Here is a 24,442-nt window from a genome sequence, read left to right on the forward strand (position 1 = left end):
TCAGAACGGACGACTGGCGGCGGCGGTCTCGACCATACGGGTCACCGCGTCCCGTCGCGCGCCCTCTAGAGGCAGACGCGGCAGACGCACGCGCTCGGAGCCACGCCCCATGATCTGCTCTGCCAGCTTGATGGACTGGACAAGGTCATGATCCGCATCCAGATGGAGCAAGGGCATGAACCAGCGATAGATACGCAGCGCCATTTCAAGATCCTTACGCTGCAGCGCCTCGACGAGGGCGACGGATTCCTTGGGAAAAGCGCTGGTCAGACCGGAAATCCAGCCCTCTGCGCCCAGCAACAAGCCTTCGAAGGCTACGTCGTCGAGCCCTGCCATGATGACGAAGCGATCGCCGAACTCATTGGCGACATCGGTGTAGCGACGTGTATCGGCAGAACTTTCCTTGATGGCCTGAATCGTCGGGCATTCGGCCAGACGCGCAAGAACGTCCATTTCGATATTCACGCGGTAGGCGGTCGGGTTGTTGTAAAGCATGATCGGCAGATCCGAGGCCGCAGCGACCTGCTTGAAATGATGCTCCAGTTCATGGGGTTTGGGGACATAGACCATGGCAGGAAGCACCATCAGCGCATCTGCGCCCACACGTGCCGCCTGACGGGCGAATGCGACCGCGCGTGGCGTCGTGAGCTCTGACACGCCGACAAAGTAGGGGACGCGCCCTGCAATAACTTCGTGGGCGGCTTCGAGCACACGGATCTTCTCATCTGGTTCGAGCGAGTTGTTCTCACCGCATGTTCCCATGATCACGAGCCCATGGACGCCGTCATTGATCAGGTTATCGAGAACCTGCTGCGTCGCGCCGAGATCGACCGAAAGATCCTGCGAGAACTGCGTCGTTGCTGCGGGGAAAACGCCTGACCATTTCATGATTTCTTTACCTCTTACGATAGCGGAGCGACTTGCTCCCTCACCTCATTATCGTCTATCGTATACGTAACATAATCAACATGAATTTTGAGGGCAGGCTGATGAACCACTCGGGGACACCCCCTCTTCGCATTGAAAAATCGGAGTTCGAACAGCGCGTTTCCGCCTGCCGTGCAATGCTTGCAGAGCAGGGTCTCGATGCCGTCATCGTCAATGCGGGTGCCAGTCTTCACTATTTCGCGGGCATACCCTGGACGCCGACAGAGCGACTCGTAGCCCTCGTTATTCCCGCCTCAGGACGACCGCGCATGGTCTGCCCACATTTCGAGGTCGGATCGTTGCGTGACTGCATCATGATCGATGTCGATCTGCTCACATGGGAGGAAGATGTACCACCCTGTATCGTCGCTCTGGATGCATTCCTCGCTGGAGCCAAGGTCGGGCTCGATCCCGAATTCAGCTTTCGTTTCGTTAGCGGTTTCAAAGACGCTCGTCCTGATCTGCGCTTCGGCAGCGCGGAATCGGTGATCGATCCGATGCGGGCTCAGAAATCGTCCTCCGAGATTTCCCTCATCCAGCATGCAATGTCCCTGACGCTGCGTGTCCATGAGGCCGTTTTCCACGCCTTGAAGCCAGGCCTCACGGCCAGTGCCATCTGCAGGATGATTGACGAACAGCATGTTGCCTTCGGTGCGCCGCAAGGTTCCTATTTCTGCGCCGTGCAATTTGGCGTGGCGACAGCTTTTCCCCATGGTCTCGCAGGCGACCAGATTCTGGAAAGGGACAGTCTCGTTCTGATCGATACAGGCTGCCGCATCGCCGGTTATCACTCCGATATTACTCGGACCTATGCCTTCGGCAGCATTCCCGACTTGCAGGCAGAAATATGGGCGATCGAAAAAGAGGCGCAACTTGCTGCCTTTTCTGCGGCAGAGCCAGGAGCGCCCTGCCATGCCGTCGACGATGCCGCGCGCGCGGTGCTCGAGGCGCGTGGCCTCGGACCAGACTATGCGCTGCCGGGGCTACCGCATCGCACGGGCCACGGCGTCGGGCTGGCCATTCATGAAGCACCCTATCTTGTGCGCGGCAATAAGACTCCTCTGCGTGCCGGACATTGCGGGTCGATCGAACCGATGATCGTTGTTCCGAATGCCTTCGGTATCCGACTGGAGGACCACTTCTACATGACCGAACAGGGACCGGAGTGGTTCACACGCCCTGCCCATGACGTCAGGCACCCTTTCGGATGAGCCCGGCCCTCACGCGCAGAGCCCTTCTAAGCGGAGTGGCTGCCCTCATCTGCCCAGCCATGGCCAACACGCACCCCTTCGACGCCGGAAGTGTTGAGGCCGACGCAATGAAGGGCGGCCCACGTCTCACCGCCCTCCCCATGCACCAAGTGCGGTTGCTGCCTTCACCCTGGCAGCAGGCGCAGACCGTGAATGCTGCTTATCTAATGCGTCTCGAGCCTGACAGGCTCCTCCATCATTATCGCAGTCAGGCCGGACTGGCGCCCAAAGGCGCTGCTTATGGCGGATGGGAATCCGACACGATTGCAGGCCATACGCTCGGCCATTATCTGAGCGCCCTCAGTCTGCATCTTGCTCAGACCGGTGATGCTGCGTTCCGAGCGCGCGTTGCCTATATCACCGCCGAGCTTGCACTCTGTCAGGCTCGCGATCCATCGGGTTACCTCGGCGGCTTCACCAGTCGTCAGCAGAACAAGATCCTGCCGGGCAAGATTGTTTTCGAGCAGATCCGGCTCGGTCAGATCCATTCGACTGGTTTCGATCTGAATGGCGCCTGGTCGCCACTCTATAACTGGCACAAGCTCTTCGCGGGCCTGCTGGATGCGGAGCTCCATTGCGCCGATCCGCGCGCGCGCGGTCTCATGACGAGGCTGGGAACCTATATCGAGAGCGTGTTCAATCCGCTCTCCGACGCGCAGATCCAGCAGGTCCTTGCCTGCGAATACGGGGGGCTGAATGAGAGTTTCGCAGAACTGCATGCACGCAGCGGCGATCCCAGATGGCTTCGGCTCGCCCGGCTCCTCCAGGACCGCCGCACCCTCTCGCCCCTGATCGAGGGGCAGGACAATCTGGCCAATCTCCATGCCAATACACAGATACCGAAAGTCATCGGGCTGGAACGTCTGTATGAGATTTCTGGAGCGGCAGGCGACGCTGTTGCATCGGAGACATTCTGGCACGCCGTGACGCAACGATACAGCTATGTCATCGGCGGCAACGGAGACAGGGAGTATTTCCCACCGCCGGATACGATATCGCGTCATATTACAGAACAGACCTGCGAGACCTGTGCCAGCTATAATATGCTCAAACTCACGCGGCAGCTTTATGCCCGGCAACAGGACAACACGTTCTTCGATTACTATGAGCGCACTCAGCTCAACCATATCCGCGCGCAGCAGCATCCGGGCACCGGCATGTTCTGCTATATGACGCCACTGATGTCGGGGGCGAAGCGCGACTATTCCACGCCTTTCGATGATTTCTGGTGCTGCGTCGGTACGGGCATGGAGAGCCATGCCAAGCATGGGGATTCAATCTACTGGCAGGAGAACGAGCGGGCACTGCGCGTCATGCTCTATATCCCCTCACGCGTCTTCTGGAGCACGGGCGGCATCACCCTGCGCCTGGATACTAGGTACCCAGATGACGGTCACATCCGGCTTGTGATCGAGCAAGCGCCCTCACAGGCGCGCACCCTGAGTTTCCGTATCCCGCACTGGAGCCATCTGGAAGCCGTTCTGCTGAATGGGGAGGCGTTCGACGTGCAGGCCGCTGCCGGCATGCTGCGGATCGAGCGTATCTGGCAGCCAGAAGATGTTTTGTCCTTCACCCTGACCTTGCCGCTGCGCAGTGAGACGACCCCGGATAGCAAGTCCGTCATCGCCCTCCTGCACGGTCCTACCGTGCTGGCCGCCGATCTCGCCCCTGCGGCGGCGGCATGGGACGAAATGGCACCTGTGCTCGTCGGGACGTCAATCCTGGACGCCCTCATTCCCGACCCCACCATGCCCGGGAGCTGGAAGACAAGTCATATCGGTCGTCCACAAGATCTGGTCCTGCGCCCCTTTCATGCGCTGCATGATCGCCGGGCCGCTGTCTATTTCCCGGTATTCACCGAGGCGGAATGGCGACAGAAGAGCGTGCTCTATGCCGAGCAGGAGAAGCGCCGTCATCTGATTGCGTCCCATGCCATCGACGTTGTCCATCCAGGCGAGATGCAATCCGAGCGTGATCACGCCGTCACGAGCGCCTCCTCGTTCCCCGTCATCTATCGCGGTCGTAACGGGCGTGACGCACGCTCTGGGGGCTGGTTCTCCTGTCAGATGGGGTGCGGATCGCACGATCCGCTTCTGCTGCAAACCACCTACTGGGGGGGGGAGCGTCGACGCCATTTCTCGGTTCTGGTGGATGGGATCGAGATTGCCCGTGAACGTCTCGAAAACGATGCACCCGACAGCTTCTTCAACCGTCGCTACCCTGTTCCACTTGCCCTCACACGTGACAAGCGCCGCATCACGGTAACCTTCCGCCCCGAGCTGGATTTCAGCGCCGGACCTGTCTTCGGCCTTGCGTTGCTGGCTGCCACGAACCTGCCCCCCCTCAAAAACCCTTCACAGGAGATTGCCTGGCCATGACGTCTCATGCGACGCGCCTCGCTGCCCTCCGGGCCGAACTCTCTTCACTGGACGTCGACGGTTTTCTTCTCCCTCGGGGTGACGAGCATCTAGGTGAATATGTTCCAGATAGTGCCGCCCGCCTCGCCTGGCTGACGGGGTTTACCGGCTCGGCAGGATGCGCGCTCATCCTCCCCGACCGGGCGATAATATTTTCAGACGGGCGCTACCAGCTTCAGCTTGCACAGCAGATCGATCCCGCTCTCTGGCAATACGGGCATCTCTATGAGACGCCTCCACAGAACTGGCTTGCACGCCATGGTGGTCTGGCTCGTATCGGCTACGACCCGAAGATCATCAGCGAGGTCGAACTTCGTCCCTTCATAGCCGCGGGCTGCCTCATGATCCCTCTCGGGCGAAACCCGGTCGATGCGATCTGGAGGGATCGCCCTGCGGTGCCTGCCTCGCAGGTCACAATACAACCCGATCGCTGGGCCGGACGCAGCGCGGAAGACAAGGTTGCGACACTGGCAGCGACGCTGCGGGATGAAGGGCAGAATGCGGTCATCCTTCCCGATCCCGGCTGTATTGCCTGGCTACTGAACATCCGCGGATCAGATCTGCCCTATCTTCCCGTAGCACTCTGTTTTGCCATTCTGCATGCGGACGGCACCGTGGATCTTTTCATCGATCCCGACCGCCTTGCCGATCCGGTAAGGGCTCATCTGGGCACCACAACGCAGATCCACACCCCAGATGCCCTTCAGGGGGCCCTGATCGCTCTTGGCGGAAAGACCATACGCATCGATCAGGCGAGATGTCCTGTCTGGTTCGCGCAGACGCTGCGGGAAGTAGGCGCAACCATCCTCGACGGGGTCGATCCCTGCCTGCTTCCAAGAGCCTGCAAGACGGCAGCTGAGCGTGACGGTATGCGCGAAGCGCATCTTCTCGACGGGATCGCGCTCACCCGATTTCTCTGTTGGTTCGAGAAAAACGGGATCGGGCTGAGCGAGACCGACCTGGCCGGGCGTCTTCTCGCCTTCCGTCTCGAGGCCGATTCCTGTCTTGGAGCGAGTTTCGACAGCATCGCCTGCGCCGGGCCGAACGCCGCTATCATGCATTACATGCCGCACCGCGGCGAGGACGCTGTCATCGGTCGGGACATGTTTTTCCTGATCGATAGTGGGGGCCAGTATCGCAGCGGGACCACGGATGTGACCCGCACGATCTGGACAGGCGATCGGCCGCCGGCCTCATGGTGCGATCAGTACACGAGGGTCCTCAAGGGGCTTATCGCGCTGAGCCGCGCTGTCTTTCCAGAAGCTACTCCCGGCTATCGGCTCGATCCTCTTGCGCGCCACGCACTCTGGGAGGCAGGACTGGACTTTGATCATGGCGCGGGTCACGGGCTCGGCAGCTATCTGAGCGTGCATGAATGGCCGCTTGGCTTCACACGTCGTCCGGTGCTCGACCCTGTTCACGAGCACATGGTTCTGACAAACGAACCGGGCTATTACGCCCCCGGATCGCATGGCATGCGTTTGGAGAACGCCATGCTGGCCACGCTGGACACTATCGGCGAGGCGGGGCGATATCTGCGCTTCGAAACCCTGACCCTTGCACCAATCGATCGCCGGGGCATCGACGTGACACTCCTCACGCAGACCGAGATCGACTGGCTCGATCATTATCATGCGCGTGTCTTCCGGATGCTGTCGCCCTATCTCGGTGATGATGAATCCGCCTGGCTCAATCAGGTCTGCCAGCCGCTATGAGCCGCATCGTCATCATCGGTGGGGGAATCATCGGTCGCGCCGCAGCTTACAGGCTGCAGAAATCCGGTCATGCCGTGACCCTTGTGGCCATTCCGGACCTGCAGCCGGCATCATGGGGCAATGCCGGTCATATCGCCACCGAACAGATCACCCCTCTCGCCCACTTCTCAACCATGCGCCGCGCCCTCACTGAGCGTTTTCCGGCCGGGCCGGTCGCCATCGACTGGCAACGCCCTGCAACCCTTCTACCCTGGTCCCTCCGCTTCATGCGTGCCTGTCTGCCCGACCAGACTGCCCGTGGCGATGCAGCGCTCGGCCGATTGATGAGGCATGCTTTGCCCGCATGGGAACGGCTGGTAACGGATCTAGGCGCTCCCGATCTTCTCGACCGGCATGGGGTCGTCAAATTATGGGAAGGCCCCCGGGCGCGGGACGTTCAACTGGCTGTGCAATCCGCCGATCACGGCACATCGAGGGTGATGCCCCTCGTTGAAGCCGAATTCTCCGCCATACGTGACCGCATCGCGGTACCGCTCGATGCGGGGCTTCGATATCAGGGCACGGCGCATGTCACCGATCCACGCCGCGTTCTTGATACCCTTCTCGAGGCGTTTCTGAACGCGGGAGGAAGGTCGATCGAGGCAGAGGCCCTTTCCCTTCAGCGTCGTGACAGCGGGATATGCGTCGAGACCACGCGCGGCGCGCAGGAGGCCGATCATGTTGTTCTGGCCTGCGGCGTGCGTTCCGCCAAGCTGGTCCCGTTCCTGCGCGTGCCCCTCATCGCCGAGAGGGGGTATCATATCCAATGGGCGCATGGGGGAAACTGGGCACTCCCAAATCTGATTTTCGAAGATCGGGCACTCGTGGTGACCCGCTTCGGCGCGCAGTTGCGAGCGACATCGTTTGTCGAATTTACCAGTCCGGACAGCCTGCCCGACCCACGGAAATGGCTTTGGCTCGAAGACCAGGTACACAGGCTGGGTCTGCCGGTCGCGTCTCCTTTCACCCGCTGGCACGGCGCCAGACCGACCCTGCCGGATTATCTCCCTGCAATCGGTCCCTCCCGCACCATGCCAGGGCTGCATGCCGCCTATGGCCACAACCATCTCGGTCTGACGCTGGCAGCCATCACGGCAGAGATGCTTGCGGACAGCGTTGCAGGCCGCGCACCCATGCGGGCTTTCAGTCCTGATCGCTTCGGCCGCCCGCTCTCTCGCAAAATGAGGAAACAATGCTCATGACCCTTACAGGTGCCCTCCTGATTGGCGACCAGCGTATCACGCGCGCCAATGGTTTCCGCGCGCGAGATGCCCGCAGCGGCGCGACGCTCGACGGCCAGTTCACGAACGCCATTGCCCAGGATGTCGACCAGGCCTGCCAGCTTGCCGATGCCGCTTTCGACTCCTATCGCGCGACCTCACCCGAGATGCGCGCCGGCTTCCTCGATGCAATTGCTGACGAGATCGAGGCGCTCGGCGACGCGCTCATTGTCCGGGCCTGCGCCGAGAGCGGTCTGCCAGAGGCACGGATCAGAGGCGAGCGTGGACGCACCATGGGCCAGCTACGGATGTTCGCCTCTCTCCTGCGAGATGGAAGCTGTTTCGACGCCCGTATCGACACGGCCCTGCCTGACAGAAAGCCGCTCCCCCGGGCTGATCTGAGGCAGATCCGCATAGGGGTCGGCCCTGTCGCCGTATTCGGCGCAAGCAATTTCCCTCTGGCCTTCTCGGTCGCAGGCGGCGACACAGCCTCGGCGCTTGCCGCAGGCTGTCCGGTCGTGGCACGCGCCCATTCCGCTCATCCCGGCACGAGCGAACTCATCGGCAGTGCTATCATCCTGGCGCGTCAGCACTGTGGACTGCATAAGGGGGTGTTCTCCCTTATCGGCGGCGAAGGCCATGAGATCGGTGCCTCGCTGGTGCTGCATCCCGCCATTCAGGCGGTCGGGTTCACAGGGTCACGTCAGGGTGGGCTAGCGCTATCCCGCCTCGCAGCGGCACGCCTTGTTCCCATTCCCGTTTATGCCGAAATGAGTAGCATCAACCCGGTCTATCTCTTGGGGGGGGCCCTGCGTGAAAAGGCTGAGGCCCTTGCGGAGGGTTTCGTGGCATCTCTGACCATGGGAGCGGGTCAGTTCTGCACCAATCCGGGCCTCGTTCTTGCCCTGGCCGGCCCCGATCTGGAACGCTTCGTCGAGCGCGCGCGAGGCGCGATCGCCAAAGTAGTGTCGGCGACCATGCTGACGCAGGGTATTCGTCATGCCTATGACGAAGGTGTCGAGATGCTGGCTTCCCGCCCGGGTGCCGTGCTTGTGGCTCAAGGGCCTCTCGACCACGAGGCCGGATGCCGCGCGGCGCTGTTCCGAAGCGACGCACAGGCATTCGTGGCCGATCGCGTCATGAGCCACGAGATCTTCGGCGCCTGTTCGCTCATCATCGCCTGCGACACGATCGACACCATGCTGGATGTGACCCGCAGCCTTGAGGGGCAACTGACAGCCACGCTTCAGATGACCGCGGAGGATCTGCCCGTCGCACGACATCTGTTGCCAATTCTCGAACGCAAGGTCGGACGTATTCTTGCCAATAGCTGGCCAACGGGGGTCGAAGTTTCGGCTGCGATGGTCCATGGCGGCCCCTTTCCCGCGACATCCGATCCACGCAGCACTTCTGTCGGCACCGGGGCAATCGAACGCTTCCTCAGACCTGTCTGCTATCAGGATATCCCCGATGAGCTCCTTCCCGACGGACTTCAGGATGCCAATCCTCTCGCCCTGCCACGTCGGGTCGATCCCGCGATGTAACACCTTCACAGTGTGATCTCCCTCACCATGCGCACACCCATCGGAGGATGACCGATGTTACAGGATGACAGCGAAGGTTTTCGCAAATCGCTAGGCCTGCTCGACCTCACTATGATCGGCTTCGGCTCGATTTTCGGCTCGGGTTGGCTTTTCGCAGCGCCACATGTGGCGGATATAGCCGGCCCGGCCAGCATCGTCAGTTGGTTTACCGGCGGCGTGGCCGTACTCCTGATCGGGCTCGTCTATTGCGAGCTCGGTGCATCCTTGCCCAAAGCGGGCGGTGTGGTTCACTACCCCGAGCGCTCTCATGGACCGGCCGCTGCCTTCGTGATGGGGCTGATCACAACCATCGCCTTCACGAGCCTTATAGCCATCGAGATTGTGGCAGCGCGGCAATATGCGGGGGCCTGGATTACCGGGCTCAACCGCAACGCAGCGGGCGATCCGACGTGGCTCGGCTGGGGGATGCAGGCTGTAGTGCTGCTCGGGCTCTTTGCCCTTAACCGGAGTGGCATGTCACGCTTCGCATTGGCAAATAATGTGATCACCCTGTTTAAATTCCTTGTTCCGCTAGCTGTCATCATCCTTCTCTTCATGCATTTCGACGCTGACAATTTCACGGCGCAGGGCTTTGCTCCGTTCGGCGCACAGGGAATCGAAACGGCAGTCTCAACCGGCGGGATAATCTTTGCCTATCTGGGCCTGACACCCATCCTGTCGGTGGCCAGCGAGGTAAAAAACCCACAGCGCACCATCCCGATAGCCCTTATCGCCTCGGTTGTTCTGTCCACCCTCGTCTACGTGCTGCTTCAGACAGCCTTTATCGGAAGTCTTCCTGCCGCACTGATGCATGATGGCTGGGGGGCAATCGGTAACCATCTGCCATTGCCCTTTCATGACATCGCGCTGTTGCTGGGTCTGGGCGGCCTCGCGATTGTGGTCGTCCTCGACGCGATCCTCTCTCCAACCGGAACCGGCAATGTCTATATGTCGGCGGCGCCAAGGGTGATCTATGCCTGGTCCAGAGCAGGCGTTTTTTTTCCAGTATTCAAACGTGTCAATGCGAAGACCGGTGTGCCCGATCCGGCTCTCGCGCTTACCTTCGGCCTCGCCCTATTCTGGACACTCCCTTTTCCCTCATGGCAGGCTCTGATCTCGGTTGTTTCGTCGGCCCTGATGCTTAGCTACGCGTTTGCGCCGCTCTGTGCAGCCGCATTGCGTCGTAGCCAACCTGCCTTGCCTCGCCCGTTCCGGCTGCGCGGCTTTGGCTTTTTTTCTCCTGTCTCCTTTATGATCGCAAGTCTCATCGTTGTCTGGACAGGTTGGGCCACACTGAGCTGGCTTCTGCCTTTCGTCATTGTCATCGCAAGCGCTTTCATGCTGTTCTGCAAACGCAACGATAACGCGGTCCGGTCAGTGCTCTGGATGCCAAGTTATCTCATTGGTCTGCTCGTTTTTTCCTGGCTTGGTCCCTTCGGTGGCCGTGCTGTGCTCGATACCCTCACTACTGATCTGGGCGTGGGGGTCCTGAGCCTCGTCATTCACGAATGGGCGGCACGCACTGCCCTATGAAAGTGCTGCTGCATGTCTGATCCCGCGCCCCGCCCTCTCAAGGCACATCCGGCGGGCCTGTATTTCATCGCTGCCGCCCAGGGTGCCTGGTATTTTTCCCGCTACAGTACCCAGGCGATACTGGTGCTCTATCTCGCCCATGTCGTGTACGCCGCGCCACAGGGCGGCGCCTTCCCCGGGGTTGATACGTTGCGCCGCCTCCTCTCATGGGAGGCACAGACCGCTAATCCTCAAGCACTGGCCTCGACGACGATCGGATTGCTGGCCCTGTGCATGATTCCGACACAGATTTTCGGCGGCTTTCTGTCAGATCGCTTCCTTGGACGACGCTACGGTGCCATGACCGGGTTGGTCTTCCTGACGCTGGCCCCGGTCTTCTGGGCGTTTGATACAAGCTTCATTCTTGCGCTGCCCTGCTTTGTTCTAGGTCTCTCGTTTGCAGTGAATCTTTTTGCACAGGTGGGAGATCTGTATGCCGATGACGATCCTCGCCGCCCGGATGCCTATCAGATCATGTCGCTGGTGCAGGAGGCTGCCGTCATCATCGGTCCGACGTTCTGCGGCTGGCTGGCGGCGCGGTATGGCTGGCATTACGGGTTTGCTGCGGCGGGAAGCGTCATGCTTGCCGGCACTCTTGCGTATGGCATGGGCTGGCGCCATCTGCCTTCGCCTGCTCCATCGCGCGATGGAGCACGGCCCCAGGGGGCGTCACCCCTCGCGCTGCTCAGGCTTGGTATGCGTATCGCGCTTCTGATCCCGATGCTCGCCATGATCTTCATCTGTAACGAGCAGATATACGACACCTATCTGATCTGGGGCGAACAACACTACGACCGCCATCTCTTCGGGTGGGTCTTCCCGGCGAGCTGGCTCATGTCGCTGGACGCAGGCGTAAGCTTCATCACTCAGATCATGGCGATCGCCTTCTGGCGTTTTTACATGCGTCGTCGCGGAATGCCCGGAGAATGGGGCCAGATCGTCAGCTTTGGCATGATCGGGCTGGTGGCACCTCTTGTACTGGCCTATGCCTCCGTACTACACTCTGGTGCTGGTCAGATCAGTATGTCATGGGGGCTCATGTTCCATGTCGTCAATGACCTTGCCATGGCGACGATCATGCCGATAAGCCTCGCCCTGTTCATCAAACTTGCACCTGTCAGCGCCAAAAGCATGGCAGCCGCTGCCTACGCTTTAGTAGCGCGTTTGGCAGACATTATGGCCGGTCAGATCGGCCAGAACCTGCCAAGTTGGGGCTCGACGCGTTTCTGGCTGCTCCACACAGCCATTATGGCCATTGGACTCGCATTGCTCATCGCCGCCCGACCGCTTTACAAAATTGGAAACCCGCAAACATAGTGTACTTTTGGAAAACTATAGGAATAACAGGCGTCGTTAAATGCACATCCGAACACGCGGTTTTATGTACGCTTCATGATTTGCTGGTTTACGCAGCGGATCGCGGCAACCAAAATTGCCAGGCGCGACCCGTTTGAGTCATTTGACGTGACATTACCCTATCACCTCAAGGCAGATTACCACCGATCTCTTTACATTACGAATATTCACGCATCATTTCACATTGAGATTCAGTCATTCGCATCCGAATAGGGTATCGCCATCAGCTTTCTGATACGTTGAAGGTCTCGATCTGTAGAGGGGTTATAGACGATGAGCCCTAGGTCGGACCTGCCCTCTACGCTAAATCTAGAGTATTCCAGCTCGATCAGACCTACTGCCGGGTGCTTCAGACGTTTTGTTCCCTCACCCTGTTGCTGGATATCGTTGCTCTGCCATAGCGCCAGGAATTCAGGACTGCGCGCGCCGAGTTCCGTCACGAATTGATGAATTTCTGCGGATGCCCCTGCACGACTGACGTCGGCACGAAAAGCGGCGACAACCGATCTTGCAAGCAGCGTCCAGTCTACCTGCATCTGGCGTATATGAGGCGTGCAGAAAACGATTTTGAGAATATTACGCTGGTCTGGAGCCAGTTCACCGTAATTGGTCAGAACTGCCGCGGCGGCTTTGTTCCAGGCCACGATATCCCATAGGGGCGTTTTGACAATCGCAGGGCTATATTCGAAAGCATCGAGCACACGTTGCAAACGCGGCGTAATACCCTCCGACACCCGGTATTTCACCTCAGGGGGATGACCGAGCGCAAGCATATACAAATGGTCACGCTCGGGCTCTGTTAGAAGCAAACCCTTGGCCAGGCGATCAAGTACATCAGAGGAAGGCGCGCCGCCTCGCCCCTGCTCAAGCCAGGTATACCAGGTCGGACTGATATTGGAACGCTGGGCCACTTCCTCCCGACGAAGCCCCGGCGTGCGCCGCCGCTTGGCGGAGAAACCAAGCGTCACAGGGTCAAGCCGCGCGCGACGGTCTCTGAGATAAGCGCCGAAAGATGCTGAAGAGGTCAAGGCGAGCCTGTTGGTTTCTATACCGGGATAACGTCACTACTGTAACGGGATAGATATTAGGATCATGAGCAAGGTCAGACAATCGAAGGGTTTGACCATGAAAATTTTTCTGACAGGGGCCAACGGGTTCATCGGATCCCAACTGGTCTCTGAGCTTATTAACGCAGGGCATCAGGTTCTGGGTCTGTCGCGTTCGGACGCAGGTGCTCGGAAGCTGATCGCTTTGGGTGCCGAAGTTCATCGGGGAGATCTGAAGGATCTTCATAGCCTGCGGGCCGGCGCAGAAAACTGCGATGGCGTCATTCACACAGCTTTCGACCATGATTTCACAAATTACGTTGCCAATTGCGAGCAGGATCGGCGCGTCATTGAGGCTTTGGGCGCGGCACTGCGTGGGTCACATCGACCATTTGTCATCACATCGACGACCTTGTTTGGAGAGGCGACGCTTGGGCGCACTGCGGATGAAGATGTTTTCAACACACTTCATACCAACCCCCGCATCCTCTCCGAAATAGCGGCCCAGGAAATGATTGAGCGGGGTATGAATGTCTCGCTGGTACGTCTGTCGCAAATCCACGATAGAACGCGTCAGGGTCTCGTCACCTTCCTCGTGCAACTTGCTCTGCAGACAGGTCGATCGGCCTATATCGACGACACTATATGCCAATGGTCTGCCGCCCATCTGATCGATACAGCGCAATTGTTTCGTCTCGCGGTGGAAAAAGGCGCTGCAGGTGCGCGATTTCACGCAACTGCAGAAGAAGGGGTGCCCGTTCGCGAAATAGCGGACGCCATCGGGAAACGGCTTGGCATGCCGGTCGTGGCCTTGTCCGAAAAAGACGCATCATCACATTTTGGCTGGCTGCACGGGTTCGTCTCCAAAAACATGACCGCCTCAAGCGCGAAAACTCAGGCACGGCTAGGATGGACACCACAGGGGCCCGACCTGCTCAGCGATATCGCCAACCTCGACTTCACGGATGCCTGAGAGGGTAGCTCTTCGGATGGGACAATCGTCCTGAGCGAATTTTCTGCATCTGGAAGATATTTGGGTCAGTCTGGCGCGATCGCGGTAGCAGACCGCTATCGCGCACCATCGCGATGAATACATTCTGACCAGACGCGGGCCGTCCAGCCAGAATGAGACGTGAGCGGCTAACGAGATAGTGTAAGCGAAATCCTCAAAGATCTATGATAGCGTATCGCATTCAGTTTTCGGTCCTCGCGTTTATCGAAAACAATCTCCTCAATATTTCAGTATAAATATGCCCCTTTATCGCCGTGTATTGATGTCTCGGGGGATTTGCGCCTCATGAGCGACACTCTATCAAAACAACAAATGTCCCTCTTTCACCTATCTCAACCTCTCTATTGGCTAGGTTTAGGACCCATTGATTTGGATGTGTAAATCCGTCTCAGAGCCTGTTTGGAAACTCACGGATGGGCATTTCTGCGGGTGAGATTGGCGCCCATGGCGACGAGGATCATGGCTTGTGAGACGTCAATACGACGCTCATAGTCACGCACTAGACGTCGCCAGCGGGTCATCCAGCCAAAGGTCCGCTCCACGACCCATCGACGGGGCAGAATCTCGAAGCCCTTCGCTCCGTCCCTGCGTCGGATGACCTCGACGACGAAGTCCAGATAGGCCGCCTTGTCCATCAACTGGAGCCGGTCGTAAGCCCCGTCGGCGAACAGGTGCTTCACCCAGGGCCAGCGCTTGCGGATCGCATCCAGGATCATCTGCGCGCCCGCGCTGTCGGAGATGTCGGCCGGGGTCAGATTGACCATCAGCAGACGTCCGTCTGTATCCACGGCAATATGCCGCTTGCGCCCGACGACCTTCTTGCCGGCGTCATAACCTCTTGTTTGCGCATGCGGTGCCTTGATGCTCTGGCTGTCGACCACCCCGGCGGTCGGGCTCGTCTCGCGACCTGACCGCTCCCGATCGAGCATCAGTTCGACGTCACGAATAGTCTGAAACAGAAACCGCCGGGCCAGCTCCCGAAACCAGCCATAGACCGTGCGCCAGTGGCCGAAATGGATCGGCAACATCCGCCAGCCGCAGCCCGAGCGGACCAGGTAGCGCACCGCGTTAATCACCTCACGAAATTCGATCTCGCGTGGACGGCCCATGCGCCCCGGTTCGGGCATCAGCGGCGCGATCCGCGCCCATTCCTCGTCCGTCATGTCCGACGGATAACGCTTCGTCTTGCGGGCAATCCCGGACATTCGGGCCCTCTGCTCTGGTGTCCACATCCAGAGCTTGAATCACATCTGCTCCAACTTTCCAAACAGGCTCTTAGGCATTGAGATCGCTCGCCGGATGTCGCCCCTGATCGTGGCAACATCTCTTCACGATCAGGTAAAAATTATCTAGATCGAATTGTAGATTTTTTTAACAACCACAAACTATCGTTGTTTTGGTTTTTACGATCGGATTTGCGCGATGACAGTGACAAGACGAGCCACCCTGATCGCAGCGGGCGCTGCCGCACTCTTTCCATTTGCTGCGAAGGCGGCCCCTACTCTCCGTATCGGCTATCAGCGTTACAGCACACTGATCGTCACCAAGCATCTCGGTCTGATGGAAAAGGCGCTGGCTCCCCACGGCATAAATGTCAGCTGGGCGGAATTCGTGGCTGGCCCCCAATTGCTGCAGGCTCTGGCGGCAGGCGCGATAGATCTGGGTCAGACGGGTGATGCCCCGCCCGTCTTTGCTGAGGCCGCACAGCCCGGCGGGCTGGTTTATCTCGGCTACGAATCCCCGGCACCAGATGCCGAAGCCATTCTGGTGCGCAAAGACAGCGCCATACGGCAGGTGGCCGATCTGCGGGGCAAGCGTATCGCACTCAATCGTGGGTCCAATGTTCACTGGTTTCTGCTGGAGGCCTTGAGGCGCGCCGGGCTGGGCTTTCACGATGTGCATGTCAGCTATCTGACCCCGCCCGCTGCCCGGGCGGCTTTCGAAAATGGTCACATTGACGCTTGGGCAATATGGGACCCGTATCTCTCAAGCGCGCTCAACGATCAGACGCCAATTTTGACCACCGCTGAGGGCATAGTCAAAAACCGCGAATTTTTCCTGATCAGCAAAACCTTTGCGCAGCAGCCCCATGATATCGTGGCTGCGGTCTCGAGTGCCATCGCTCAAACAGATGAATGGGCTATGGCGAACAAGGCGCAGGTTGCGGCCCTGTTCGCGAAAGAGACCGGGCTTGCCCTGGATGCCGTAAGCCATGCGCTCTCAACCCGGTCTTTCGGTTTCCACAGCATGGACCAGTCGGTGATTGACGAGCAGATGAATGTCGCCAAAGTCCTCAAGGACTCTGGGGTTATTCCGTCACTGCCTGCGATAACCCCTTATCGCTGAGCCTATTGCGGGGTCACGATGTGACCCCCAGCGCGTGCAGCAAGCGCTCGCGCAAGGCTTCGAACGCCGGATCGGCATGACGTCTCGGGCGGGTGAGAGGAATTTCGACCTCCGTGCGGATTTCGCCACGCTCGAGAACAAGGGCTCGGTCTGCAAGAGCGAGCGCCTCATCGACATCATGCGTGACCAGAAGGACGGCGCAGTCATGACGCTTCCACAGGTCAAGAACCAGCTTCTGCATGCGTAGTCGCGTGAGCGCATCAAGTGCCGCAAAGGGCTCATCGAGCATCAACAGCTTCGGCTCACGAATGAGGGCGCGGGCCAGTGCGGCACGCTGGGCTTCGCCACCAGACAGGGTAAGCGGCCATGCCTCGAGACGATGTCCCAACCCGACTTCGTGCAGTATCGCCTCGGCTTGAGCGTTCCATTCCTTGCCATCGAGACCCAGCGTAACGTTGTCGGTCACGCTTTTCCAAGGCAGGAGCCGGTGTTCCTGAAAAACGACCGAGACGGCTGAAGGCCGGTCGATCTGCCCCTCCTCAACCGCATCAAGCCCGGCCAGGGCACGTAGCAGGGTGGATTTGCCTGAGCCGCTATGTCCAAGAAGCGCGACAAACTCGCCCGGCGCAATATCGAGATTGAGATTGCGCAGGACGGTTGTTTCACCAAAGCGTCGCGTGAAATGGCGTATGCTTACCGCATTCCCGGCAAGCTCGAATTCGGCCTTTGTCAGGAGGTTCGCGCTCATCAGCGTGTGCCTCCGTGCACTGCCGTCCGCCCGCGCCATCTCAGAAGGCGTCCTTCCGCCAGGCGCACGATCTGATCGGAGAGCAGACCGAGCACGGCGTAGACTGCCAACCCGACAAGGATGATATCAGTGCGCAAGAAATCTTCGGCGTCCATCATCATATGGCCAATGCCACTATCGGCGTTCACCTGTTCGGCGACAACGAGCATCAGCCACGAGATACCCACGGCAAAGCGGATACCAACCAGAAGATCGGGCAGCGCTCCGGGTATGATGATATCGCGAATGATCTTCCACCGCGACAAGCCGAGAGTTTTGGCAAGTTCGATCAGCTTCGGGTCGATGCTGCGTATACCTTTGTACAGATTGAGATAGACGGGAAATTTCACGCCCAGGGCCACGAGCAGGATCTTCGGAAGCTCGCCGATGCCGAACCACAGAATGAACAGCGGCACCAGCGCCAGAGCGGGCAAGGTACGCGCCATCTGCATGGGCGCGTCGACAATGTCTTCACCAAGCCGGGACAACCCGGCAACAAGGGCGAGCGCAACACCAACGGCAATGCCCAGCACAAGTCCAGCCCCTGCCCGCCCGAGAGAGACGAGCAGATTCTGCGGGAGTGTGCGATCCAGAGTGAGCGACCATGCTGTATGCACAATCTGGACTGGAGAGGCGAGCAGGCGCGACGGGATAAGCCCCGCCTGCGCTCCTGCCTGCCAGAGCACCAGAAGCAGGGCCACCGACAGGTAGCGCCGGCAGAACCGAAGCAGCCCGCCAGTACTCAGGCCTCGCTGATGCGAGGCAGTGCGCGCGGGAAACAGGTTCATGACCAGCTCGACCATTCCACATTCCTTACATGTGATTTGTGGATATGCTAGACCTTAATATCATCTCAGTCAGTTAAATTTTTCATATGTCACTCTTGAGCGTATTTTGGCTTCCTCTCGCCGCCGGGGCCTCGCTACGACTGCGCCATGATCTTCAAGCAATGGGTCGCGAGACCTTCCCTTCGCCCTTCCCCGGCGCGTCCATACCCGCGCCTTGCGCATCGCGTGGCTGCGTTCGCTGCCCTCGTTGTGGGGGCAACAACATGCGCGGCGCAAGCCGAGACCCTGGTGGTGGCCGATCAACGCGGCATGCAGCGCGCCCTGCTTCAGGCGGCCCATGCTGACAAGGATCTCGGGTTCGATATCCGCTGGGTAGAATTCGATGCCGCAGCACCGCTCCTTCAGGCGCTGGGTGCCGGGGCTGTCGATCTGGGCATTGCAGGTGACGGGCCCTATCTCTTCGCTTGGGCTGCGGGCATTCCGGCCCGCGCTGTCCTGCTTCTGCCGCCACGCGGCGGTGGGCATATGACCGCCATCATTGTGCCAGCCCGAAGCCCGGTGCACAGCCTCAGCGATCTGGCAGGGCGGAAAATCGCGACTGGGCGCGGCTCGATCGGTCACCTGCTGGCGCTCAGTCTTTTCGACAGCGCATCAGGAAAGCGCCCCGATTATGTCTTTCTGCCACCGTCACAGGCCAAGTCGGCGCTCGATGCCGGCGCAGTCGACGCCTGGGCAACCTGGGAGCCCTATGTGACGCTCGCCGCTGCCCAGACCGGCGCGCGCGTCGTGGCTGACGGTCAGAATGTCATGCCCAATAATGGCTTCATGGTCGCAAGCACGCGGGCGATAATCGACAAGCATCCGCAGATTGCGGTTTTCCTCAAACGCATCACGCAGGCCTATGGCTGGGGGCGCGCTCATCCGCAGGAATTCGCTGCGCTGCTTTCACATCAAACTGGTCTGCCCCCCGAGGTCGCCAATAAAGTGGCGCAGGAACAGATCACCGCGCCCGGGCCGATCACCAATGAAACGGTCAATGAAGAAGCCCGTGTGATCGCCACCTACCGCAAGGCGCAACTTATCAACCCGTCCCGAAAGCTGGACGACGCGTTTGACCGCAGCTTTGTCCCGTGAACGAGGGCGGGCTCCACCATCATCAGTCGGATATCCTCGTCATTGGCGGCGGATTATCGGGTTGCTGGGCCGCTCTGACGGCGGCACGTGCCGGTGCACGCGTGCTGCTGCTCGAGAAGGGGTATTGCGGCACCTCTGGCGTTGCCGCACCGGCGGGCCCCGGTCATTTGTGGGTTCCCCCTCTCCCCGGTGCTCGTGAAGACGCAGTAAAAGCCCGCCTCGATAAAGCGCAAGGCCTCGGCGAAGCGACATGGATGCACCGCATCATTGCCCGCACATGGCAGACTCTGCCGGATATCAGCCGTCATTATCAGTATGAGCCCGATGACAACGGTCGGATCCGGCTCAACGCCCTGAGAGGGCCGGAATATCTCAGGGCGCTTCGTACATATTGCCTCGCTGTCGGAGTTCAGATCCTAGATCACTCTCCGGTTTTCGGTCTCTTGCGTGACAAGGCCGGGCGCGTTGCAGGGGCTTACGGCGTCCATTTCCAGGGGGCGCTCGGGCCTTACCGCGCACAAGCTGGTGCTGTCATTCTCGCAACAGGAGGCTGCGCCTTTCAGTCTCGCCTGCTTGGCGCGGCGAACAATACGGGCGATGGGCATCTGATGGCCGCGGAAGCTGGCGCGCAGTTTTCAGGAATGGAGTTTTCATCCATTTTCAGCGTCGTGCCTCATAACACCACCATGTCGCGCGCCATGATCTACAGCTTTGCGCGCTATCTAGACGACGCAGGGCAGGAAATTGCACCGGATGCAGAAGGCCAGAGTTTTCTTGGCGTGGCACGCGCCCTCTCTCAAGGCAGGGTTCTTTGCGACCTCTCGGCGGCTCCAGAGACGGTCCGCGCTCAGCTGCCCCTTATCTCACCCAATGTCATGCTGCCCTTTCGTCGTCAGGGGATAGACCCCTTCCGGGAGCGTTTTCCGATCGATCTCGTTGGCGAAGGGACAATCAGGGGCGTGGGCGGTATCAGACTACGAGGCGAAAACTGGCAGACCGGGGTGCCGGGGCTCTATGCAACAGGTGATGTTGCCTCGCGAGAAAGCGTGACCGGCCCGATCAGTGGGGGTGGCGCCGTCAATGCCGCCTGGGCGCTCAGTTCGGGTTGCCTCGCTGCAGAGGCTGCTGTGGCTGAAGGACACGTCAGCACCGGAGAGCTGGAACCCTTCACCGATCATGAGGCATGCTCCAACGGGCAAAACGGGTCTGACTCACGAGAGAAAACCATACGCAAGCAGATTCAGGCAGTGATGCTCGATGCCCCCAACCAGCTTTCCCGCACTGCGGGGAGCTTGAGAGCCGCGACAAGTGAACTCGAGAATTGCCATGACAGTCTGACCCATTCGGCGCCTGAAGGCTCCTGGCGGCAGCGGCAAAAGCGACGCGAGACGGAGTCCCTTCTCGCTGTGGCGCGATGGTGCACAGTGAGTGCTCTGGAGCGTACCGAGACGCTCGGCATGCACCGCCGTGAAGATGCGATCGCCAAAGCGTCGGATATTCCCGCCTATCATGTCATCAGTAGCGGGCTGGAGCACGTGCAGTCTCGAAGGGAGGCAGCTCACGCATGATTGAGCTCATTCTCGATGCACAATGCACAGCTTGCGGCGAGTGCGTAACAATCTGCCCGAGCAATGTTTTTGATAGCGGTCCTGGCGGTGTGCCGGTGCTCGCACGTCAACAGGACTGCCAGACCTGCTTTCTCTGCGAGCTTTACTGCGAGACGGATGCACTTTTCGTGCACCCCGACGCCACTGCCACACATGACCTTACCGCTGTTGACGTCGCAACGGGTGATTACCGGCGTGATTCCGGTTGGGGGAGCTGGGCAGAAGACACGCAGTATCGCAATGAACACTGGCGAATGGGAGACGTGTTCGCACTGGCCCGCTCGCGCACTTGAACAATATTCATGTGTTGATTGAAAATTAATCGTTCCTGATTACAACCTCGGGCTCAGAACACGACGTTCGAGGCGAGGCGGATGACTGAGAAGGATACGATCTGGCATCTCTCGTAGCGGGTTGCGATACGGCGCATCTGCTTGAGTTTGTTGAACATCCGCTCGATATGATTGCGGTCCCGATAGCGTTGCCAGTCTGTTTGCTGAGGAGCTTTACGGCCTTTGCGTGATGGAATGACCGGAAGGATCCCGTGGAGCAGAAGATCCTGGCGGAAACTGTCACTGTCATAGCCCCGATCGGCCAGCATAGCTCTGGGGTTCGGGACAGGCAGCTTCATCAGGGCGTCTGTGGCTTTGTAGTCCGAGACCTGGCCCCCGGTAAGGATAAAGCCGAGAGGGCGTCCCTGATTGTCACATCGGGCATGGATTTTGCTCGTAAAGCCGCCGCGTGATCGACCAAAAGCCTCGGAATGAGCCGCCCTTTTGCGCCCGTGGCCTGTGAATGGGCACGGACTACAGTGCTGTCGAGCATATGTTGCCAGTTATCGGTCAGTCCAAGATCGATCAGTGTTTGCAGCAGGGCATCCCATACGCCCTGTTCAGCCCATCGTCGGAACCGGACATAGACCGAGTTCCACTTGCCGTAGCGCTCATGCATGTCCCGCCACGGACAACCGACGCGCAGGACATGCAGCATACCATTGAGAAACAAGCGGTTGTCTCCAGCCGGTCGAGCCCAACGTCCTCGCTAGGGCGGCAGAAGCGGATCAATTATCGCCCATTCCTGATCTGTCAGATCGCCTCGGCCCATGCCTGTTCTCCCTGCTCCTTATCCCACAGGCAGGAAGTGAATCAGATCTCGTGCAGATCGTATAGACCTTCTGTCAACGTGACCTAGATCCCCAACTTCAGCCGCAGGCTTGCAGCCATGCGGAGCGTCTCGAGATATCTCGCATCAATCATAATCGTGTATAGCGACCTCGCCTTACGGATCTAACGGGTCTTGAAGAAGTAATGGGTCTGCATCTGGCCGAAGGCGCTGCTGACGGTCCTGCCCGACAGCGTATCCGTAGTGACAGTACCGCCGTTAAGCGCCGGAATGCGGGAACAATTGCAATCGGAGGTCGTCTTGATGTTGCCAACGCCTGACCCGACAAGCAAGACGATTGTGGTCACAGTCACCGCTCCGTTCAGCGTCACGTTGCCAGATGCGATCTCAGAGATGGCGATTATCAATCTCTACCGAAGCAGGTTATCGCCATCGAACCAGACATCTTCATAAGTTTCAGTGATCAAGAACCGCCATCCCGGAGCCAAACCAAGGTAAGGAACAAGTAGATTTTCCCAAGCCCCCACATGTGAATAGTGAAGTGGAAGAAAGAAATCAGGATCTTTCGATAGAATCTCGCCACCCCATATATACCAACCCGAAGTGTTATGCTCTGGATTTATCCTCATCCCATTTAAGGGACGAGACCCATTTCTCACATTCTGACTTATTCCCACCTTATCATAATCGGATGGCGGAAAAATTCAGACCCATAATGTTTACATATCTTCTTCTGAGCTATTTCGATAGTCATTTAGCTTCTAACTTCTTTCGCATAGCGCGTGCAAATACGCTTGATCGACATTCTTTGGTCGCCAGATAAGACGAACAAAGAATTTGAAATAAGTCAACCATCACCTGCATCTAAGGTTGGTTTTTACCTTTTACGCAATAACGCACAACGAACGTATCATTGTGGTCACATAATTTTTCCAAAAAAAACCATGCAAAAATTCACACAATGCTTACCTTTCACGCTCGTGAATAAGTCATGCGCGGATCCAGCCTCAGAAAACCTTTCCAGCATGAAGAAATACCCGGCAATGGCTCATAATCTCTTATCGCCCCCCCCCTGAACCGACTTTTCGAACAGCAGGGGTGCGTCCCATGTAGATGATCGCAGACAAGATACAACTGCGCCGAGCAGCCAGGCGCAAAATGCGTCTTTATATACGACATCTCCCGCATATAGCTCTGAATGACCCGGCAGCGAGCGGTGATCTTCCCCCGCAAAAACGCGAGCGGGTCATGCAAAAATTGCGCTCACTGGGTGAACGTCAGCGTTTCATCTCTGTCTATGGGACCATTCGTGATCTTGTCGCCCCGCCCGCCCCCATCTCCTCAGTCTCTTGCCGGCACATCCGCCGGATCAGCTTTTCCTCAAGCTTCCGCTGACTTGCTTCAGGCAAAGTGACATCACTAACTGGCCTGCACCGACTGCAGCGCGTCATAGGCCGCGATCTTCTCCCGGACGACTGGCAAAAGGTCGCGCCCATAGATTTCCGCATCGCCGAGGGGGTCAAACCCTCGGATGAGGAAATGATCGACGCCCAGACGATAATATTCGAGCATGGCTTCAGCTACCTGCTCAGGCGTACCGACCAACCCGGTAGAATTGCCAGCCGCCCCCGTCAATTGGGCGACGCCAGTCCAGAGCCTTTCATCCTGACGCAGAGCAGAAGCCGTTTCCAGAAGACGGCGCGAGCCATCATTGGGCGGCGCATGATCGCGGATCGGCAGGCCTTGGCGAATGCGGGCCTCGCGCACACGCTCGACAATAGACGCGGCCTTGCGCCAGGCCTCTTCCTCGGTGGCGGCAATGACCGGCCTGAGCGACAGCGAGAACCCCGGCGAGCGTCCATAACGGGCTGCTGAGGCCCGCACACGCCTGATCGTCTCCCGGGTGGCCGACAGTGTTTCCCCCCAGGTAGCGTAAACATCGGCATGACGCCCGGCCACTTCGATGGCTTCGGGGGACGTTCCTCCAAAAAATACCGGTAGATGCTCTGGCTTTATGGCGCTCTGCGCCTTGCGTATCCGGTAAAAACGTCCGTCATGATCGAAGGGCGCGTCAGCCTGCCATTCCCGACGAAGAATATCGAGATATTCATCACTGCGCGCATAACGTTCGGTTTTAGTCGTGCCGACATCGCCGTCACGGGCCATTTCCTCATCCGCGCCACCGGTGATGATATGAACGGCCACGCGCCCGTTGGAGAGTTGGTCAAGTGTCGCGAGCTGCCGCGCCGCCAGTGTAGGCTGCGTGAAGCCGGGGCGATGAGCCACGAGAAAACCAAGCCTTGTGGTAAGGGCCGCGCCATAAGCCGCCACAATCTGGCTCTCCGGCGTGTTGGAGCCGAACGGGATGAGAACCCGATCAAAGCCTCCTTCTTCCTGCACACGCAGGGCATTACGCACGTAATCGGGGTCGAGGGCACGGTTACGCGTGCCCTGATCAACCTCCGAACTGTTATTAAACCCGATATATCCGATGAATTTGACCGACATGGATCCTGACTCC

The 24,442-nt window shown here is 59.0% G+C and carries 21 protein-coding genes and 1 pseudogene; 12 read left to right on the plus strand and 10 right to left on the minus strand.

Features of this window, described 5'->3' with window-relative positions:
- On the minus strand, window positions 1-888 hold the full coding sequence (locus AAID99_RS04935) for a dihydrodipicolinate synthase family protein (RefSeq protein WP_188426447.1): 888 nt from the start codon (window positions 886-888) through the stop codon (window positions 1-3).
- 101 nt (window positions 889-989) lie between these two features.
- Between AAID99_RS04935 and AAID99_RS04940 the strand changes: the two genes are divergently transcribed.
- The 7 genes from AAID99_RS04940 to AAID99_RS04970 are packed head-to-tail and all read left to right on the plus strand — an operon-like array spanning window position 990 to window position 12,040.
- Complete coding sequence (locus AAID99_RS04940; RefSeq protein WP_188426446.1) at window positions 990-2,138, plus strand: M24 family metallopeptidase; 1,149 nt, start codon at window positions 990-992, stop codon at window positions 2,136-2,138.
- Window positions 2,135-4,555 carry a beta-L-arabinofuranosidase domain-containing protein gene (locus AAID99_RS04945; protein WP_498493325.1) on the plus strand — a complete coding sequence of 807 codons (2,421 nt, stop codon included), beginning with the start codon at window positions 2,135-2,137 and terminating at the stop codon, window positions 4,553-4,555. The genes AAID99_RS04940 and AAID99_RS04945 overlap by 4 nt, the downstream gene beginning before the upstream one ends.
- Complete coding sequence (locus AAID99_RS04950) at window positions 4,552-6,309, plus strand: M24 family metallopeptidase (RefSeq protein WP_498493326.1); 1,758 nt, start codon at window positions 4,552-4,554, stop codon at window positions 6,307-6,309. Before AAID99_RS04945 ends, AAID99_RS04950 begins: the two co-directional genes overlap by 4 nt.
- Window positions 6,306-7,550 (plus strand): NAD(P)/FAD-dependent oxidoreductase, encoded by a 1,245-nt coding sequence (locus AAID99_RS04955; RefSeq protein WP_498493327.1) that lies wholly within the window; start codon window positions 6,306-6,308, stop codon window positions 7,548-7,550. Before AAID99_RS04950 ends, AAID99_RS04955 begins: the two co-directional genes overlap by 4 nt.
- Window positions 7,547-9,112 (plus strand): aldehyde dehydrogenase (NADP(+)), encoded by a 1,566-nt coding sequence (locus AAID99_RS04960; RefSeq protein ID WP_498493328.1) that lies wholly within the window; start codon window positions 7,547-7,549, stop codon window positions 9,110-9,112. The genes AAID99_RS04955 and AAID99_RS04960 overlap by 4 nt, the downstream gene beginning before the upstream one ends.
- Before the next feature lie 54 nt (window positions 9,113-9,166).
- Window positions 9,167-10,684, plus strand: coding sequence for an APC family permease (locus AAID99_RS04965; RefSeq protein WP_498493329.1), 1,518 nt, complete (start codon window positions 9,167-9,169; stop codon window positions 10,682-10,684).
- A 12-nt stretch (window positions 10,685-10,696) separates the two neighbouring features.
- Window positions 10,697-12,040 carry an MFS transporter gene (locus AAID99_RS04970; RefSeq protein ID WP_498493330.1) on the plus strand — a complete coding sequence of 448 codons (1,344 nt, stop codon included), beginning with the start codon at window positions 10,697-10,699 and terminating at the stop codon, window positions 12,038-12,040.
- Between the two features lie 230 nt (window positions 12,041-12,270).
- Here AAID99_RS04970 and AAID99_RS04975 read toward each other — a convergent pair whose 3' ends face one another.
- Window positions 12,271-13,107 (minus strand): helix-turn-helix transcriptional regulator, encoded by an 837-nt coding sequence (locus AAID99_RS04975; protein WP_264784318.1) that lies wholly within the window; start codon window positions 13,105-13,107, stop codon window positions 12,271-12,273.
- A gap of 97 nt (window positions 13,108-13,204) precedes the next feature.
- On the opposite strand from AAID99_RS04975, the gene AAID99_RS04980 reads away from it, so the two are divergent.
- Entirely contained in the window at window positions 13,205-14,098 is an 894-nt protein-coding gene (locus AAID99_RS04980) for an SDR family oxidoreductase (protein WP_188426440.1), read from the plus strand.
- 446 nt (window positions 14,099-14,544) lie between these two features.
- Here the strand turns inward: AAID99_RS04980 and AAID99_RS04985 are convergent, their stop codons facing one another.
- Window positions 14,545-15,369: an IS5 family transposase gene (locus AAID99_RS04985; protein ID WP_188426439.1), complete on the minus strand. Its 825-nt coding sequence runs from the start codon at window positions 15,367-15,369 to the stop codon at window positions 14,545-14,547.
- A 190-nt stretch (window positions 15,370-15,559) separates the two neighbouring features.
- Between AAID99_RS04985 and AAID99_RS04990 the strand changes: the two genes are divergently transcribed.
- Complete coding sequence (locus AAID99_RS04990; protein ID WP_498493331.1) at window positions 15,560-16,483, plus strand: aliphatic sulfonate ABC transporter substrate-binding protein; 924 nt, start codon at window positions 15,560-15,562, stop codon at window positions 16,481-16,483.
- A 13-nt stretch (window positions 16,484-16,496) separates the two neighbouring features.
- Here the strand turns inward: AAID99_RS04990 and AAID99_RS04995 are convergent, their stop codons facing one another.
- Both AAID99_RS04995 and AAID99_RS05000 read right to left on the minus strand, forming a co-directional pair.
- Entirely contained in the window at window positions 16,497-17,231 is a 735-nt protein-coding gene (locus AAID99_RS04995; RefSeq protein WP_498493332.1) for an ABC transporter ATP-binding protein, read from the minus strand.
- Complete coding sequence (locus AAID99_RS05000; protein WP_122039537.1) at window positions 17,231-18,058, minus strand: ABC transporter permease; 828 nt, start codon at window positions 18,056-18,058, stop codon at window positions 17,231-17,233. The genes AAID99_RS04995 and AAID99_RS05000 overlap by 1 nt, the downstream gene beginning before the upstream one ends.
- A 225-nt stretch (window positions 18,059-18,283) precedes the next feature.
- Between AAID99_RS05000 and AAID99_RS05005 the strand changes: the two genes are divergently transcribed.
- The 3 genes from AAID99_RS05005 to AAID99_RS05015 are packed head-to-tail and all read left to right on the plus strand — an operon-like array spanning window position 18,284 to window position 21,092.
- Window positions 18,284-19,192 carry an aliphatic sulfonate ABC transporter substrate-binding protein gene (locus AAID99_RS05005; RefSeq protein WP_498493333.1) on the plus strand — a complete coding sequence of 303 codons (909 nt, stop codon included), beginning with the start codon at window positions 18,284-18,286 and terminating at the stop codon, window positions 19,190-19,192.
- Complete coding sequence (locus AAID99_RS05010) at window positions 19,189-20,760, plus strand: FAD-dependent oxidoreductase (RefSeq protein ID WP_498493334.1); 1,572 nt, start codon at window positions 19,189-19,191, stop codon at window positions 20,758-20,760. Before AAID99_RS05005 ends, AAID99_RS05010 begins: the two co-directional genes overlap by 4 nt.
- On the plus strand, window positions 20,757-21,092 hold the full coding sequence (locus AAID99_RS05015; protein WP_498493335.1) for a 4Fe-4S dicluster domain-containing protein: 336 nt from the start codon (window positions 20,757-20,759) through the stop codon (window positions 21,090-21,092). Before AAID99_RS05010 ends, AAID99_RS05015 begins: the two co-directional genes overlap by 4 nt.
- A gap of 53 nt (window positions 21,093-21,145) precedes the next feature.
- On the opposite strand, the gene AAID99_RS05020 is transcribed toward AAID99_RS05015, so the two are convergent.
- The 5 genes and pseudogenes from AAID99_RS05020 to AAID99_RS05040 form a co-directional block, all read right to left on the minus strand.
- The gene (locus AAID99_RS05020) at window positions 21,146-21,634 is read right to left on the minus strand and encodes an IS5 family transposase (protein WP_498494263.1); all 489 of its coding nucleotides are present in this window, start codon (window positions 21,632-21,634) and stop codon (window positions 21,146-21,148) included.
- Window positions 21,635-21,681: 47 nt separating this feature from the next.
- Window positions 21,682-21,816: pseudogene (locus AAID99_RS05025) on the minus strand (transposase); the annotation flags it as partial.
- A gap of 269 nt (window positions 21,817-22,085) precedes the next feature.
- Complete coding sequence (locus AAID99_RS05030) at window positions 22,086-22,268, minus strand: hypothetical protein (RefSeq protein ID WP_498493336.1); 183 nt, start codon at window positions 22,266-22,268, stop codon at window positions 22,086-22,088.
- A gap of 63 nt (window positions 22,269-22,331) precedes the next feature.
- A complete protein-coding gene (locus AAID99_RS05035) occupies window positions 22,332-22,625 on the minus strand; it encodes an immunity protein Imm33 domain-containing protein (RefSeq protein WP_498494264.1) in 294 nt (97 codons plus the stop codon).
- 715 nt (window positions 22,626-23,340) lie between these two features.
- Window positions 23,341-24,429, minus strand: a complete 1,089-nt coding sequence (locus AAID99_RS05040) for an LLM class flavin-dependent oxidoreductase (protein ID WP_498493337.1) — start codon at window positions 24,427-24,429, stop codon at window positions 23,341-23,343.
- Window positions 24,430-24,442 lie beyond the last annotated feature (13 nt).

The sequence above is a fragment of the Asaia sp. Ae19-3 genome, from assembly GCF_059801175.1.

Coding starts and splice junctions, on each gene's coding strand:
- AAID99_RS04935 (WP_188426447.1), bottom strand. CDS start 888: ATGAAATGGTCAGGCGTTTTCCCCGCAGCAACGACGCAGTTCTCGCAG.
- AAID99_RS04940 (WP_188426446.1), top strand. CDS start 990: ATGAACCACTCGGGGACACCCCCTCTTCGCATTGAAAAATCGGAGTTC.
- AAID99_RS04945 (WP_498493325.1), top strand. CDS start 2,135: ATGAGCCCGGCCCTCACGCGCAGAGCCCTTCTAAGCGGAGTGGCTGCC.
- AAID99_RS04950 (WP_498493326.1), top strand. CDS start 4,552: ATGACGTCTCATGCGACGCGCCTCGCTGCCCTCCGGGCCGAACTCTCT.
- AAID99_RS04955 (WP_498493327.1), top strand. CDS start 6,306: ATGAGCCGCATCGTCATCATCGGTGGGGGAATCATCGGTCGCGCCGCA.
- AAID99_RS04960 (WP_498493328.1), top strand. CDS start 7,547: ATGACCCTTACAGGTGCCCTCCTGATTGGCGACCAGCGTATCACGCGC.
- AAID99_RS04965 (WP_498493329.1), top strand. CDS start 9,167: ATGTTACAGGATGACAGCGAAGGTTTTCGCAAATCGCTAGGCCTGCTC.
- AAID99_RS04970 (WP_498493330.1), top strand. CDS start 10,697: ATGTCTGATCCCGCGCCCCGCCCTCTCAAGGCACATCCGGCGGGCCTG.
- AAID99_RS04980 (WP_188426440.1), top strand. CDS start 13,205: ATGAAAATTTTTCTGACAGGGGCCAACGGGTTCATCGGATCCCAACTG.
- AAID99_RS04985 (WP_188426439.1), bottom strand. CDS start 15,369: ATGTGGACACCAGAGCAGAGGGCCCGAATGTCCGGGATTGCCCGCAAG.
- AAID99_RS04990 (WP_498493331.1), top strand. CDS start 15,560: ATGACAGTGACAAGACGAGCCACCCTGATCGCAGCGGGCGCTGCCGCA.
- AAID99_RS04995 (WP_498493332.1), bottom strand. CDS start 17,231: ATGAGCGCGAACCTCCTGACAAAGGCCGAATTCGAGCTTGCCGGGAAT.
- AAID99_RS05000 (WP_122039537.1), bottom strand. CDS start 18,058: ATGAACCTGTTTCCCGCGCGCACTGCCTCGCATCAGCGAGGCCTGAGT.
- AAID99_RS05015 (WP_498493335.1), top strand. CDS start 20,757: ATGATTGAGCTCATTCTCGATGCACAATGCACAGCTTGCGGCGAGTGC.
- AAID99_RS05040 (WP_498493337.1), bottom strand. CDS start 24,429: ATGTCGGTCAAATTCATCGGATATATCGGGTTTAATAACAGTTCGGAG.